Source organism: Streptacidiphilus melanogenes (assembly GCF_000787835.1).
In the GTDB taxonomy this organism is placed as follows: Bacteria; Actinomycetota; Actinomycetes; order Streptomycetales; family Streptomycetaceae; genus Streptacidiphilus; species Streptacidiphilus melanogenes.
This window is the reverse complement of sequence record NZ_BBPP01000019.1, coordinates 12,804-27,090: the sequence shown is the minus strand read 5'-3', so window position 1 is coordinate 27,090 and position 14,287 is coordinate 12,804. Positions and strand designations below refer to the sequence as shown.

The following is a 14,287-nucleotide window of genomic DNA, read 5'->3' as shown; positions in this document are numbered from 1 at the left end:
TCGCGTCAGGCGCGTCAGGCCCGTCAGTCGCGTCGGCGTCAGGCGCGGCGCCGGATCGCGTACCAGCCGGTCGTGAGGGCCGCGGCGATCGGGACGATCAGCAGGACCGTCCAGCGGCCGACCGTGCCGCCGGAGACGCCCATCTCGACCACGACGAAGAGCAGGAACGCGATCGTCAGCAGCTCGATCCACGGCGAGAAGCCCAGACGGTAGCTGGGGCGCTCGGCGTGCCCTGCACGCGCCCTGCGGACGAAGAGGGCGTGGCAGACCATGATCATGATCCAGGTCGAGATGACGCCCAGCGAGGCGATGTTGACGACGATCTCGAAGGCCTCGCCAGGAAGCCAGGCGTTGAGCGCGACGCCGATCAGCGCCGCCGTCGCGGTCAGCAGGATGCCGCCGTAGGGGACCTGGGTGCGGCTCATGCGCCCGGTGAAGGAGGGCGCCGAGCCGGCCGCGGCCAGCGAGCGCAGAATCCGGCCGGTCGAGTAGAGGCCGGAGTTGAGGCTGGACATGGCGGCGGTCAGCACGACCGCGTTCATGATGCCGCCGATGCCCGGGACGCCCAGCTTGGAGAAGACGGTGACGAACGGGCTCTCGCCGGCCGAGTACGCGGTCCACGGCAGCAGCAGCACCAGCATGATGATCGAGCCGACGTAGAAGACCAGGATGCGCCAGGAGATCGAGTTGATCGCCCTCGGGACGATCTTGGCCGGGTCCGCCGTCTCACCCGCGGTGACGCCGACCATCTCGATCGCGGCATAGGCGAAGACCACACTCTGCAGCACGACGATCATCTGCAGCACACCACGCGGGAACCAGCCGCCGTTGTCGCTGATCATGTGCAGACCGGGGGTCTGTCCGGCGATCTGGTGCTGGGTCCCCAGCAGCACGATGCCGACGACGAGGAACAGCACGATCGCGGCGACCTTGATGATCGCGAACCAGAACTCCATCTCCCCGAAGAGCCGCACCGAGATCAGGTTGATCGACAGCACCACCGCCAGCGCGACCAGCGCCAGCACCCACTGCGGGACCGACGAGAAGACCGACCAGTAGTGCACGTAGAGGGCGACGGCGGTGATGTCGGCCATGCCGGTGGTCGACCAGTTCAGCACGTACATCCAGCCCGCGACGTACGCGCCCTTCTCCCCCAGGAACTCGCGCGCGTAGGAGACGAACGAGCCCGACGAGGGACGGTGCAGCACCAGCTCGCCCAGCGCCCGCACCACGAAGAAGGCGAAGACGCCGGCGACCGCGTAGGAGATGGCCAGCGACGGCCCGGCCTTGGCCAGGTTGCCGCCGGCGCCCAGGAAGAGGCCGGTGCCGATCGCCCCGCCGATGGCGATCATGCTGATATGACGGGGCGCCAGGGTCTTGGCATAGCCGGCGTCCCCGGAGTCGTCGAGTGCGACGTCGGACTGCTGCGCTGCGATGTCGGACGTCGTCCGCGGGTCGGTGCTCACACGTGCCTTTCGTGACAGGGATTCAACGTTCGCTGCGCAGGTCCAGCGTGCGGATCACGCGGTCGACCAGCTCCGGATCGGCGCCCGGCTCGATCCGCGCGGTCTGCATCTCCTCGCGGGAGGCCGCGAGCATCTCGCCCTCGACCCGGCGCAGGGTCTTGACGACCTTGACCCGCTTCTTCCACTCCTCGCGCTGCTGCTCGTCGTAGAGGTCGGGGCGGCTGCGGGCCAGCCGGTCGACCTGACGCTGCTTGAGCCGGTCGACCAGCTCCTCGGGCAGCTCCTCGTTCGCGGCCATCTCCTTGAGCCGCATCAGTCCGGCCCGGGAGGCCCGGTACCACAGGCGGCGTTCCTCGTGGTCCTCGGCGCTCTGGTCCCGGCTCAGGCCCGCCCAGCGCACCACCAGCGGCAGCGTCATGCCCTGTACCACCAGCGTGAAGATGACGACGGAGAAGGCGATGAAGACGACCTCGTACCGCAGCGGGAAGGCGCCGCCGCCGTCCACGGTGAAGGGGATGGCCAGCGCCAGCGCCACCGACGCCACGCCGCGCATCCCCGCCCACCACAGCACCACCGACTCCCGCCAGCCGAGCGGCGTCACGTCCTCGCGGCGGCCGAGGCGCCGGTCCAGCCAGGCGGCGAACCACGAACCGGGCAACAGCCACAGGAAGCGGACCCCGACCACGACGACGATGACCAGGGCCGCGTCCCCGATCATCGAGGGCCAGGTGCGGCCGGCCTCGTGCAGCACGGTGGACCACTCCAGGCCGATCAGGCCGAAGGCCATGCCGGAGATGAGCAGCTCGACCACGTCCCAGAACGCGGAGCCGACCAGCCGGAAGGCGACGTCGTCCGCGCCGACCGCCCGGTCGTTGATCCACAGGGCGCAGACCAGCACCGCCAGCACCCCGGAGCCGTGCAGCTGGTCGGCGAGCACGTACGCCGCGAACGGGACCAGCAGGCTGAGGCCGACCTGGAGGGTGGCGTCACTGAGCAGCGCCATCAGCTTGCCGCTGAGCCAGCCGATGCCGATGCCGAAGACGAGGGCCAGCACCGCCGACAGCAGCAGCCGCAGCGCCGCGTGCGCGGTGGAGAAGTGACCCGTCACCACGGCGTCGATGGCGAGCGCGTAGACGACCAGCGCGGTGACGTCGTTGAACAGCCCCTCGGTCTCCAGGATGCCGAGCAGGCGCCGCGGCAGGCCGACGCTCTGCGCGACCGCGGCCGCAGCGATCGGGTCGGGCGGGGAGATCAGCGCGCCGAGCGCGACGGCGGCGGCCAACGGCATGGCCGGGGTGATCCAGTGCATGGCGCCCGCGACCGCTGCGGTGGTGAGCAGCACCAGAGCCACCGCCAGCAGCAGGATGACGCGCGCGTTCTGACGGTAGTAGCGGGCCGTGGAGCGCTGCGCGGAGGCGTAGATGAGCGGCGGCAGCACGAGCGGCAGGATCAGTTCCGGCTCGATGCTGATGTTCGGCACGAAGGGCAGCAGCGCCAGCACGATGCCGATCACGGTCATCAGCACGGGCTGCGGGACCCGGATCCGCTCGGCGAGCGGGGTGGTGATGATGGCGCAGAGGAAAACCGTGAAGAGAAGGGTCAGCTGCGCCACATAAGCATCATGCCAGACGCTTCACCATGCTCCGGTGCGGAATACCCGCGTCAGGGTATTCCTCTCCAAAAGCGACATAACCCAGCCGTTCGTAGAAGCCGAGCGCCTGCACCTGGGCGTGCAGTTCCAGTTCCACCCCGCCGTGTTCGCGCCCCGCGGCCTCGATCTCGCGCACCAGCGCGGCCCCCAGCCCGGTGCCGCGCGCGGGCTGACGGACCGCCAGGCGACCGAGCAGCACACGGCCCTCGCAGCCGGTCGCGGCCAGCGCCTGCGGGCCGTGGATGAGGCGGCCGGTGCCGAGCGGCGTCCCGTCCTCGGCGCGGGCGAGCACGTGGACGCTGGTCGCGTCCAGCTCGTCGTACTCCAGCTCGACGGGGACCCGCTGCTCCACGACGAAGACCTCGTGCCGCACGGCGCGGACGTCCGCCATGTCCGCCTCGGTGGCGACGGCGATGGTCACGCCGCCGGGGGCCTCAGCTCTCGGCACTGATGATCTCCAGAGCGCGGGCCAGGTCGGCCGGGTACTCGCTGCGGAACTCGACCCACTCCCCCGTCGCCGGGTGCTCGAAGCCGAGCGAGACGGCGTGCAGCCACTGGCGGGTCAGGCCGAGGCGCTTGGCCAGCGTCGGGTCGGCACCGTAGGTGGTGTCGCCGACGCAGGGGTGGCGCAGCGCCGACATGTGGACGCGGATCTGGTGGGTACGGCCCGTCTCCAGCTTGATGTCCAGCAGCGAGGCCGCGCGGTAGGCCTCGATCAGGTCGTAGTGGGTGACGGACGGCTTGCCGCCCGCGACCACGGCCCACTTCCAGTCGTGGCTGGGGTGACGGTCGATCGGGGCGTCGACGGTGCCGGACAGCGGATCCGGGTGGCCCTGGACCAGGGCGTTGTAGCGCTTCTCCGGGACCCGGTCGCGGAACTGCTGCTTGAGCGAGGTGTAGGCCTGCTCGGACTTGGCGACGACCATCAGGCCGGAGGTGCCGACGTCCAGGCGGTGCACCACGCCCTGGCGCTCGGCGGCGCCGGAGGTGGAGATGCGGTAGCCGGCCCCGGCGAGGCCGCCGATGACGGTGGGGCCGGTCCAGCCCGGGCTCGGGTGCGCGGCGACGCCCACCGGCTTGTCGACGAGGACGAAGTGCTCGTCGTCGTAGACGATCTTCATGTCGTCGATCTTCTCGGCGACGACCTGCACCGGCGCCGGCGGGGCGGGGATCTCGACCTCCAGCCAGGCCCCGGCGGTGACCCGCTCGGACTTGCCGACCTCGGCACCGTCCACGGTGACCTTGCCCTCGGCGGCCAACTCGGCAGCCTTCGTGCGGGAGAAGCCGAACATGCGGGCGATCGCGGCGTCGACACGCTCGCCCTCGAGGCCGTCGGGCACGGGCAGGGCGCGGATCTGGGGAACGGTGCTCACCGTCACGAGTATGCCGTATCGACGAAGGGCGCCCGGCCGAGCCGGACGCCCCTTCCTACCTGCTCATGCCCGTCGGTGCGGGCGTCGCCTGCGGCCGCTCACTTGTCGCGGTGGACCGTGCCGTCCGGGTTGGTGCCCAGGAAGGAGAGGAGCACCACCAGGATGCCGCCGCAGACGATCGCCGAGTCGGCCAGGTTGAAGACCGCGAAGTGCTTGACCGAGATGAAGTCGACGACCGCGCCGCGGAACAGGCCCGGCGAGCGGACGATGCGGTCGGTCAGGTTCCCGAAGGCGCCGCCGAGCAGCAGGCCGAGCGCGATCGCCCAGGGCAGGCTGTAGAGGCGTCGCGACAGCCGGATGATCACGACGATGACGGTGGTCGCGATGAGCGTGAACACCACGGTCAGCGCCGCGCCCATGCCGAAGGCCGCGCCGGGGTTGCGGATGACGGTGAGCTGGACCCAGTCGCCGATCAGCCGGATGGCGTCCTTGTGCTCCAGCTGGGACACGACCAGCAGCTTGCTGCCGAGGTCGAGCAGGTAGGCGAGCAGCGCGACGCTCAGCAGGACGCCGATACGGCGCTTCTTCACGACCGGCGTCGGCTCCACCGTCTCGACCGTCTCGTCCTCGCCCGAGGCGGGAGCGGCAGCCTCGGCGTTCTGGTGACCCTGGGTACTGATGATGCGCTCCGCGTGACCGTATCGGTTGGGCTGTCGCCGTCGAGGGTACGGCACGCGACGCCCCGGGCGCGGTGTGGGGCCGCACCCGGGGACGGCGCCTTACCGCTCAGTAGCGGCGTTCCTGCTTCTGCTTGCACTCGACGCAGAGAGTGGCACGCGGGAAGGCCTGCACGCGCGCCTTGCCGATCGCCTTGCCGCAGGACTCGCAGAGCCCGAACTGCGGTCCGGCCATGCGCAGCAGCGCGCGCTCGGTCTGGGCGAGCATGTCGCGGGCGTTGGCGGCCAGCGACAGCTCGTGCTCGCGCGAGATGTTCTTGGTGCCGGCGTCGACCTGGTCGTCGCCCGCGCCGTCGCCGGAGTCCCGCATCAGGCCGCTGACGGCCTCCTCGGCCGTGTGGATCTCGGCCCTCAGCTCGGCCGCCTCGGCGGTGAGCTCGGACTGGAGCTCCATCACCTCCTCGGCCGTCCACGGGTCCTCGCCGGGGCGGACCGGGAGCGCGGCCGGGTCCAGACGCGCGCCCGTGGCCTGGTGCGTCGTCCGGGTGGCGGCGGTGGTCTTGTTGCGCGTCACGATGCTCTCCCCCGGGTCGCCCACGGACACTCCGGCGCGGCGTGTCCCGCCAGCTCGGCTGCTTGCCTTGTCCGCCATTCCCTCGACCCCTTCGTGCATGACTGACCGGCCTTCTGTCGGTGCCGGAACGATAAACCGTGGCGAATGCCACCACAACGGGACATACCGGAGTACGCCTTTCCACTCGCCTGGCTGCACCAGTGCGGTTGCCCGGGCCGCGTGGTTCTGCAGCATGTAGGACGACTGGACGAAAGGAGTTGTGCCCAGAACGTGACGCGATAATCGCCCGGTGTGTCCGTTACCGGCGCGTCACCTCACAGGGGGCGCGCGGGGGCGCGCGTGTATGGGGCGCGCAATCACGGCGGCGATCCCTATAGACTTCTTCCGCAGCAAGGCGTGGATGGGGACGAGTACCGCCGAACGCAGCCAGGAGAGACCCGGGGACGGTGGAAGCCCGGGGGCGTGCGCAGCGGGAAGATCACCCCGGAGCCGTCGGAGGAAACACCGGGCCGTCGGCCAGGTGGAGTAGAACCGGCCGCTGACCCCAATGAGGGGGCCGCATGCCCGTACGTGCGGCCAAGGAGGGTGGTACCGCGGGGCGCACGTCGCCTCGTCCCTCCGTCGGAGACAGCTGTTTCGCAGTTCCGCCGGAGGAATCATGACCGCGCAGTACCGCGCCGTACCCGCCCAAGTCGACCTGCCCGCGCTCGAGCACCAGATCCTCTCCTTCTGGCAGGACCACAAGATCTTCGAGCGGAGCCTCGACCAGTCCGAGGGCCGCCCCGAGTGGGTGTTCTACGAGGGCCCGCCGACCGCCAACGGCATGCCGGGCGCGCACCACATCGAGGCCCGCGTCTTCAAGGACGTCTTCCCGCGCTACCGGACCATGAAGGGCTACCACGTCGCCCGCAAGGCCGGCTGGGACTGCCACGGCCTGCCGGTCGAGCTGGCCGTCGAGAAGGAGCTCGGCTTCTCCGGCAAGCAGGACATCGAGGCCTTCGGCATCGCCGAGTTCAACGCCAAGTGCCGCGAGTCCGTCACCCGGCACACCGACGCGTTCACCCGCCTGACCCAGCGCATGGGCTACTGGGTCGACCTCGACGACGCCTACCGCACCATGGACCCGGACTACATCCAGTCCGTGTGGTGGTCGCTGAAGCAGATCTTCGACAAGGGCCTGCTGGTCCAGGACTTCCGCGTCGCCCCCTGGTGCCCGCGCTGCGGCACCGGCCTGTCCGACCACGAGCTGGCCCAGGGCTACGAGACGGTCGTCGACCCCTCCGTCTACGTCCGCTTCCCGCTGACCGGTGGCCCGCTGGCCGGCCGGGCCTCGCTGCTGGTGTGGACGACGACCCCGTGGACGCTGGTCTCCAACGTCGCGGTCGCCGCCCACCCCGAGGTGGCCTACGTCGTCGCGACCGACGGCACCGAGCAGGTCGTCGTCGCCGAGCCGCTGGTCGAGAAGGCGCTCGGCGAGGGCTGGACCACGACCGGCGAGCGCTTCACGGGCAAGGAGATGGAGCGCTGGACCTACCGGCGCCCCTTCGAGCTCGTGGATGTGGACGGCGAGGCGCACTACGTCGTCAACGCCGAGTACGTGACCACCGAGGACGGCACGGGTCTGGTCCACCAGGCCCCCGCGTTCGGCGCCGACGACCTCGCCACCTGCCGCACCTACGGCCTGCCGATGGTCAACCCGGTCCGCTCCGACGGCACCTTCGAGGAGGGCGTCCCGCTGGTCGGCGGCGTCTTCTTCAAGAAGGCCGACGAGGCGCTGACCACCGACCTCAAGGACCGCGGCCTGCTCTTCCGGCACGTCGCCTACGAGCACAGCTACCCGCACTGCTGGCGCTGCCACACCGCGCTGCTCTACTACGCGCAGCCGTCCTGGTACGTGCGCACCACCGCGGTCAAGGACGCGCTGCTGCGCGAGAACGAGCGCACCAACTGGCACCCGGAGACGGTGAAGTACGGCCGCTTCGGCGACTGGCTGAACAACAACATCGACTGGGCGCTCAGCCGCAACCGCTACTGGGGCACCCCGCTCCCGATCTGGCGCTGCGAGGACGACCACCTCACCTGCGTCGGCTCGCTGGCGGAGCTCTCCGAGCTCACCGGCGCCGACCAGAGCGGCCTCGACCCGCACCGCCCGTTCATCGACGACGTCACCTTCGCCTGCCCGGCCGACGGCTGCGGCGGGACGGCCGTGCGGGTGCCCGAGGTCATCGACGCCTGGTACGACTCGGGCTCGATGCCGTTCGCGCAGTACGGCTACCCGCTGAAGAACAAGGAGCTGTTCGAGAAGCGCTACCCGGCGCAGTTCATCTCCGAGGCCATCGACCAGACCCGCGGCTGGTTCTACACCCTGATGGCCGTCGGCACGCTGGTGTTCGACCGCAACTCCTACGAGAACGTCGTCTGCCTCGGCCACATCCTGGCCGAGGACGGCCGCAAGATGTCCAAGCACCTCGGCAACATCCTCGAGCCGATCGAGCTGATGGACACCAACGGCGCGGACGCGGTGCGCTGGTTCATGGCCGCCGGCGGCTCCCCGTGGTCGGCGCGGCGCGTCGGGCACGGCACGATCCAGGAGGTCGTCCGCAAGACGCTGCTGACCTACTGGAACACCGTCGCCTTCCAGGCCCTGTACGCGCGCACCGCCGGCTGGGCGCCGTCCGCCTCCGACCCCGCGCCGGCCGACCGTCCGATGCTGGACCGGTGGGTGCTGAGCGAGCTGGGCGCCCTGGTCCGGGACGTCGACGCGGCGCTTGAGGCGTACGACACCCAGCGGGCGGGCAAGCTGCTCTCCTCCTTCGTCGACGACCTCAGCAACTGGTACGTCCGCCGTGGCCGCCGCCGCTTCTGGCAGGGCGAGCCCGCCGCGCTGGCCACTCTGCACGAGGCGCTGGAGACGGTCACCCGGCTGATGGCCCCGCTGACCCCGTTCATCACCGAGCGGGTCTGGCAGGACCTGGTCGTCCCGGTCGTCCCGGACGCCCCCGAGTCGGTCCACCTCGCCACCTGGCCGGTCGCGGACGAGACGCTGATCGACCCGGCGCTCTCCCGGCAGATGGCGCTGGTGCGCCGCCTGGTCGAGCTCGGCCGCGCGACCCGCGCCGACTCCGGCGTCAAGACCCGCCAGCCGCTGTCGCGCGCGCTGGTCTCCGCGCAGGGCTACGAGGAGCTCCCGGCGGAGCTGCTCGCGCAGATCGCGGAGGAGCTGAACGTCACTGCGATCGAGTCGCTGGCCGAGGTCGGCGGTTCGCTCGTCGACACCACGGCCAAGGCCAACTTCCGTGCCCTGGGCAAGCGCTTCGGCAAGGGCGTCCAGGACGTCGCCAAGGTGGTCGCCGCCGCCGACGCCGCCGCGCTGTCCGCGTCGCTGCGCGCGACCGGCACCGCCTCGGTCGAGGTGAACGGCGAGACGGTGGAGCTCACGCCGGAGGAGGTCGTCATCACCGAGACCCCGCGCGAGGGTTGGGCCGTCGCCAACGAGTCCGGCGCGACCGTCGCCCTGGACCTGCACATCACCCCGGAGCTGCGCCTCGCGGGCGTCGCCCGCGACGCCATCCGCCAGGTGCAGGAGGCCCGCAAGAACTCCGGCCTCGAGGTCTCCGACCGCATCGTCCTGCGCTACGTCGCCGCCACCGACGAGACCGCCGAGGCGCTCGAAGCCCACGGCGCGCTCCTCGCGGACGAGGTCCTCGCCACGGACTTCTCCTCCGGCGAGCCGGACTGGGCCGACGCCGCGCCCTTCGCGGACGAGACGCTCGGCCTCACGTTCTGGCTGCGCAAGGCCTGAGGATGACGACTCTTCAGGTACTGCGCGCGGCCGACCGTGTGGCCAGTCCCTGGAAGAACGGCGGCGGCGTGACCCGCGAGGTCGCGTCGTCGCCGTCAGGGGCGGGCACCGCGGACTTCGACTGGCGGGTCTCCCTCGCCGACGTCGCCTCCGGCGGGCCGTTCTCGACCTTCGAGGGCATCGACCGCGTCATCTCCGTCGTCCAGGGCGAGGGCATGGCCCTCACCGTCGACGGCGCCCTGACCGTCGTCGCGGAGCGGTTCCGGCCGTTCGCCTTCTCCGGCGACGCGACGACGGGGTGCCGCCTCCTCGGCGGCCCGCTGGTCGACTTCAACGTGATGACCCGCCGCGGCCTGGTCTCCGCGGACGTCACGTTCGTGACGGACCCGACCCCGCTGACCGGCACCACTCTCGCGATCGTCTTCGAGGGCAGCGCCACGCTGGACGGCGCCCGCCTCGGCCCCCTCGACGCGGTACTCGTCACCGACGGTTCGGCCGTCCTTGACGTGGACGGCTTGGCAGGCGTGGTGGTTTTCCACCAGGGGCGCGGGGAACTGCGCGCCCGACCAGGCACGAGGTAGAGCGCCGAACCAGGACCGTCCGCCCGCACAGGGTGGAGCGGAAAGGCAAAGGCCCCTGCACCGGTTTCCCGGTCCAGGGGCCTTCCGCTGGTCGGCGAGACTCTAGTTCTCGTCGTCCTGGTCGATCAGGAACCCGCGCATCGGCTGGGGCGCCTGCTGCAGCGGGGGCTGCGGACGGACCGCGGCCATCGGCTGCGTCATCGCCGCCGGAGGCGTCGGCTGGCCGCCGGCCGGCTGGAACGCGTTGCCGCCGAACGACGGGCCGTTCTGGCCGCCGCCGAAGGACTGCTGGCCACCGAACGTCTGGTTGCCACCGAAGGAGGGGCCACCCGCACTCATCGGGGAGGCGCCGACCGGGCTCATCGCGGGCTGGGGCAGGGGAGCAGCCGGCGGGAGCGAGGCCGTGGCCGGGGTCCGCGGCGGCGCGAGGCTGTCGTCCGCCTGGGACTCCAACTGGCGCAGCTGCGTCTCCAGGTAGGACTTCAGACGCGTGCGGTACTCACGCTCGAACGCCCGCAGGTCCTCGACCTTGCGCTCCAGCGTGGCACGCGCGGACTCCAGGGAGCCCATCGCGACGCGGTGCTTCTCCTGGGCGTCCCGCTCCAGCGCGTCCGCCTTGGCGCGGGCGTCGCGCTCCAGACCCTCGGCGCGGCTGCGGGCCTCGCCGACGATCTTGTTGGCCTCGGAACGGGCCTCGGCGATCGCCTGGTCGGCGGTCTGCTGGGCCAGGGCGAGGACGCGCGCAGCGGAGTCGTTGTTCTGCTGCTGCGGCATCATCGGCTGCGGCTGCTGCATGGGGGCGAGACCGCCGCCCATGGTGTGGCCGCCCATGGGGCCGCCCATCTGCGGAGCCGGCTGCAGCTGCGGGCCGCCCGGGCCACCGGGGCCGGGGAGCGCGGGCTGACCGGGGTGACCGCCCATCTGCTGCTGCATGTGCGGCGGCATGCCCTGCTGCGGCATACCGGGCTGCATGCCCTGCATGCCGGGCTGCATGCCCTGCGGCATACCGGGCTGCGGCATCCCCTGCGGCGGCATGCCCTGCTGGGGCATCCCCTGCTGCGGAACCGGCGGGCCGGATATGGCAGCGGGCACGGGCGCGCCGGGGCGCTGCTGCTGCGGACCGTCCTGCGGGCCGGGCAGCTCCTTGCGCATGTTCTGCTGGTTCTGCGCCTGGGCGGCGGCACGGGTCGCCGCGGCCAGCTTGGCGCGCAGGTCCTCGTTCTCGCGCAGGAGGCGGGTCAGCTCGCCTTCCACCTCGTCGAGGAAGGCGTCGACCTCGTCCTCGTCATAGCCTTCGCGGAGGCGGACGGTCGTGAACTGCTTGTTCCGAACGTCCTCGGGGGTCAATGCCATTTCTTCACCTCAACGTGATCGTCGGACAGCCGGGCGTCTGCGTCGGTCACAGCGCCCCCACGACCTGGATCAAGATCAACACAATGATGATCAGCAGCATGAAGGCAAGATCGAGGGCCGCTCCCCCGATCCGCACCGGAGGGATCCACCGCCGCAACAACTTGAGCGGCGGATCCGTGACGGTGTAGATGCTCTCGAGCAGGACGACCATGGCCCGCCCTGGCCGCCAGTCGCGAGCGAAGAACTGGACCCAGTCCATCACCATGCGGGCCAGGAGCAGGACGAAGAAACACATCAGCACGATGTACAGCACCTGCCATACAACGCTCACCGTGTCTCCCCTCGCCCTTCATGCCTGTCAGCTCTGGTTGAAGAACCCGCCTTCGGCGATCCGTGCCTTGTCCTCCGCCGTTACATCGACGTTAGCAGGAGACAGCAGGAACACCTTCTGCGTCACGCGCTCGATGCTGCCGTGAAGCCCGAAGACGAGTCCAGCCGCGAAGTCTACGAGGCGCTTGGCGTCCGTGTCGTCCATCTCCGTGAGATTCATGATCACAGGGGTGTTCTCGCGGAAGTGTTCCCCGATGGTACGGGCCTCGTTGTAGGTTCGCGGATGCAGCGTGGTGATGCGGTACGGCTCCCGCTCCGACGCGGTCTTGGACGTGATCACCGGGGCGCTCTTCTCGACGAGACGACGTTCGGGTGTGATGGACGCCACTGGCGCGATGCGCGGTTCGGGCGCCCGCATCGGGGCGACGACCGCCGAGGCGGCCACCGGAGCGGCGGCGACCGGGGCGGCCACGGGCGCGGCCGGACGACGGACCTCCTCGGTCTGTCCGGTCCTCAGCGGCTCGGGCTCGTGGTCGTAGTCGTCGTCCGGGTCGTAGCCCTGGGCGTCGTAGCCATCGTCCTCCACGAGACCGAGGTAGACCGCCATCTTGCGCATTGCGCCGGCCATACTCCTGTCCTCCGCTCTGTGGTGGATCGGTCCGGGAGGTACTACGATCCACGGTTCCCCTCCGGTCGCCCGGAGAGTTTCTGGAATGTCCGGATTTGTTCTCCGGTCTGATCTTCTAACCGGTGACGTTACCGGAGCGTCGGCCGCGCACCCAGTACCGCCGTACCGATGCGTACGTGTGTCGCACCCGCAGCAATGGCTTCTTCCAGGTCTCCTGACATCCCGGCAGAGACCATCGTGGCAGCAGGATGGGTCTCGCGTACGCGGGATGCGATTTCCGCGAGACGGCCGAAGGCACGGCGTGCGTCGCCTGCGAACGGCCCCACCAGCGGCGCCACCGCCATCAGACCGTCAAGTCGCAGGCCAGGAGCGGACGCTACGGCCTCCGCCAGCGCCTCGACCTCACTCGGCGCGACCCCGCCCCGATGGGCGCCCTCCGGCGTCTCCGACTCCAGCCCGACCTGGATCAGGCAGCCGAGGTCGGCCCGTCCGGATTTGACCACTTCCGCGGAGAGGGCGTCGACAAGCCTGGGCCGGTCCACGGAATGCACACGGTCGGCGTACCGGAGAACGGAACGGACTTTGTTGGTCTGCAATTGACCGACGAAATGCCAAGCAAGTGGCAGATCCCGGCATTCCTCCGCTTTTGGCGCCGCATCCTGATCGCGGTTCTCGGCGACGTCGGTCACCCCGAGTTCGGCCAGCAGCCGGGTGTCGGAGGCCGGGTAGGTCTTCGTGACCACCACCAGGGTGACCTCCTCGCGCCGGCGCCCGGCGGCCGCGCAGGCCGCGCCGATGCGCGCCTCCACTGCGGCGAGGTTTGTCCGGAGTTCAGCCAGGCGATCCGAAAAGCCCAGACGCTCCGCTGATGTCAGATTTGTCACTTGGAATCCAGCCAGACGTAGCTCGCCAGGCGCCCGGTCCGCGACGCCCGCCGGTAGGAGAAGTGGTCCTCGGACTCGAGGGTGCAGATGTGCTGGTCCCTGCGCACGGTCACCCCGCGAAGGGCAAGTTGGGCGCGGACCCCGGCGGGGATGTCGAGGGCCGGCGTCCCCCGGCTGGTCTCGGCGTACGCCTCCGGCGTCCCGGCGGCCACCTCGGCCCGGAGCGCCGCCGGCACCTCGTAGCACCGTCCGCACACGCTCGGCCCGATTGTCGCCTCGATGCGGGTGGCTCCGAGTTCGCGCATCAGCGCGACGACGGTGTCGGCGACCCCCTTGGCGAGCCCCGGCCGCCCGACGTGCGCGGCGCCGATGACGCCGGCCTCGGGGTCGGCGAGGAGGATCGGCGCGCAGTCCGCGGTGAGCACCGCGAGAGCGAGTCCGGGCACCCGGGTCGCCACGGCGTCGACGCTCGGCGCCTCGCCGTCCGCCTGGCGCCCACCCGCGATGAAGCCTTCGGCGCCGTGGACCTGGTTCATCCAGACCACGTCCGCCGGGTCGATCCCGAGCGCGTTCGCTGCGAGCTTCCGGTTCTCCCGGACCGCGAGCGGGTCGTCGCCCACCGCGCCCCCGAGATTCAACTCGGCGTAGGGCTCCGCACTCACCCCGCCCCACCGGTCGGTGAAGGCGACGTGGACTCCATGCCCCAGGTCAATCCGCTGGCCGATCATGGGATCAGCCTATGGCACAGCCCAGGGGCGCGAGGAACTGCGCGACAGGCCACCGTGTGCGGCGATTCGCCGAACGAGCAGGGCCATCCGCAGCGGGTGGTTGCTCGCGCCCCTGGAGGTGCGACTACAGCAACGACATCACTTCAGGAAGTCCGGCACGTCCAGCTCCTCCGCCGCCGAGTCGACGTACGGCGGGCGGGGCGGGGCCTGCTGCGGGACCGGGGGGAGGTGGGTCCCGGG

The 14,287-nt window shown here is 70.7% G+C and carries 13 protein-coding genes; 2 read left to right on the top strand and 11 right to left on the bottom strand.

Annotated features, from left to right (window positions below; translation table 11 throughout):
- Window positions 1-38 precede the first annotated feature (38 nt).
- The 6 genes from TR49_RS20715 to TR49_RS45735 form a co-directional block, all read right to left on the bottom strand.
- Complete coding sequence (locus TR49_RS20715) at window positions 39-1,466, bottom strand: amino acid permease (protein WP_042383668.1); 1,428 nt, start codon at window positions 1,464-1,466, stop codon at window positions 39-41.
- Window positions 1,467-1,488: 22 nt separating this feature from the next.
- Window positions 1,489-3,078: a Na+/H+ antiporter gene (locus TR49_RS20710; RefSeq protein ID WP_042383667.1), complete on the bottom strand. Its 1,590-nt coding sequence runs from the start codon at window positions 3,076-3,078 to the stop codon at window positions 1,489-1,491.
- A gap of 7 nt (window positions 3,079-3,085) precedes the next feature.
- On the bottom strand, window positions 3,086-3,508 hold the full coding sequence (locus TR49_RS20705) for a GNAT family N-acetyltransferase (RefSeq protein WP_042383799.1): 423 nt from the start codon (window positions 3,506-3,508) through the stop codon (window positions 3,086-3,088).
- Between the two features lie 43 nt (window positions 3,509-3,551).
- On the bottom strand, window positions 3,552-4,490 hold the full coding sequence (locus TR49_RS20700) for an RluA family pseudouridine synthase (protein ID WP_042383797.1): 939 nt from the start codon (window positions 4,488-4,490) through the stop codon (window positions 3,552-3,554).
- A gap of 98 nt (window positions 4,491-4,588) precedes the next feature.
- Window positions 4,589-5,224: a signal peptidase II gene (lspA, locus tag TR49_RS20695; RefSeq protein ID WP_042383665.1), complete on the bottom strand. Its 636-nt coding sequence runs from the start codon at window positions 5,222-5,224 to the stop codon at window positions 4,589-4,591.
- Window positions 5,225-5,276: 52 nt separating this feature from the next.
- Window positions 5,277-5,741 carry a TraR/DksA family transcriptional regulator gene (locus tag TR49_RS45735; protein WP_236652156.1) on the bottom strand — a complete coding sequence of 155 codons (465 nt, stop codon included), beginning with the start codon at window positions 5,739-5,741 and terminating at the stop codon, window positions 5,277-5,279.
- Between the two features lie 658 nt (window positions 5,742-6,399).
- On the opposite strand from TR49_RS45735, the gene ileS reads away from it, so the two are divergent.
- Both ileS and TR49_RS20680 read left to right on the top strand, forming a co-directional pair.
- On the top strand, window positions 6,400-9,543 hold the full coding sequence (ileS, locus tag TR49_RS20685; protein ID WP_042383663.1) for an isoleucine--tRNA ligase: 3,144 nt from the start codon (window positions 6,400-6,402) through the stop codon (window positions 9,541-9,543).
- 2 nt (window positions 9,544-9,545) lie between these two features.
- The gene (locus TR49_RS20680) at window positions 9,546-10,124 is read left to right on the top strand and encodes a HutD/Ves family protein (protein ID WP_042383662.1); all 579 of its coding nucleotides are present in this window, start codon (window positions 9,546-9,548) and stop codon (window positions 10,122-10,124) included.
- Window positions 10,125-10,226: 102 nt separating this feature from the next.
- Here TR49_RS20680 and TR49_RS20675 read toward each other — a convergent pair whose 3' ends face one another.
- The 5 genes from TR49_RS20675 to TR49_RS20655 form a co-directional block, all read right to left on the bottom strand.
- Window positions 10,227-11,477, bottom strand: coding sequence for a DivIVA domain-containing protein (locus TR49_RS20675; RefSeq protein ID WP_042383660.1), 1,251 nt, complete (start codon window positions 11,475-11,477; stop codon window positions 10,227-10,229).
- A 46-nt stretch (window positions 11,478-11,523) separates the two neighbouring features.
- Window positions 11,524-11,808, bottom strand: a complete 285-nt coding sequence (locus tag TR49_RS20670; protein ID WP_042367122.1) for a YggT family protein — start codon at window positions 11,806-11,808, stop codon at window positions 11,524-11,526.
- 27 nt (window positions 11,809-11,835) lie between these two features.
- Complete coding sequence (locus TR49_RS20665; protein ID WP_042383658.1) at window positions 11,836-12,435, bottom strand: cell division protein SepF; 600 nt, start codon at window positions 12,433-12,435, stop codon at window positions 11,836-11,838.
- A gap of 128 nt (window positions 12,436-12,563) precedes the next feature.
- Complete coding sequence (locus TR49_RS20660) at window positions 12,564-13,319, bottom strand: YggS family pyridoxal phosphate-dependent enzyme (protein WP_236653464.1); 756 nt, start codon at window positions 13,317-13,319, stop codon at window positions 12,564-12,566.
- Entirely contained in the window at window positions 13,316-14,047 is a 732-nt protein-coding gene (locus TR49_RS20655) for a purine nucleoside phosphorylase YfiH/LACC1 family protein (protein WP_042383655.1), read from the bottom strand. The genes TR49_RS20660 and TR49_RS20655 overlap by 4 nt, the downstream gene beginning before the upstream one ends.
- Window positions 14,048-14,287 lie beyond the last annotated feature (240 nt).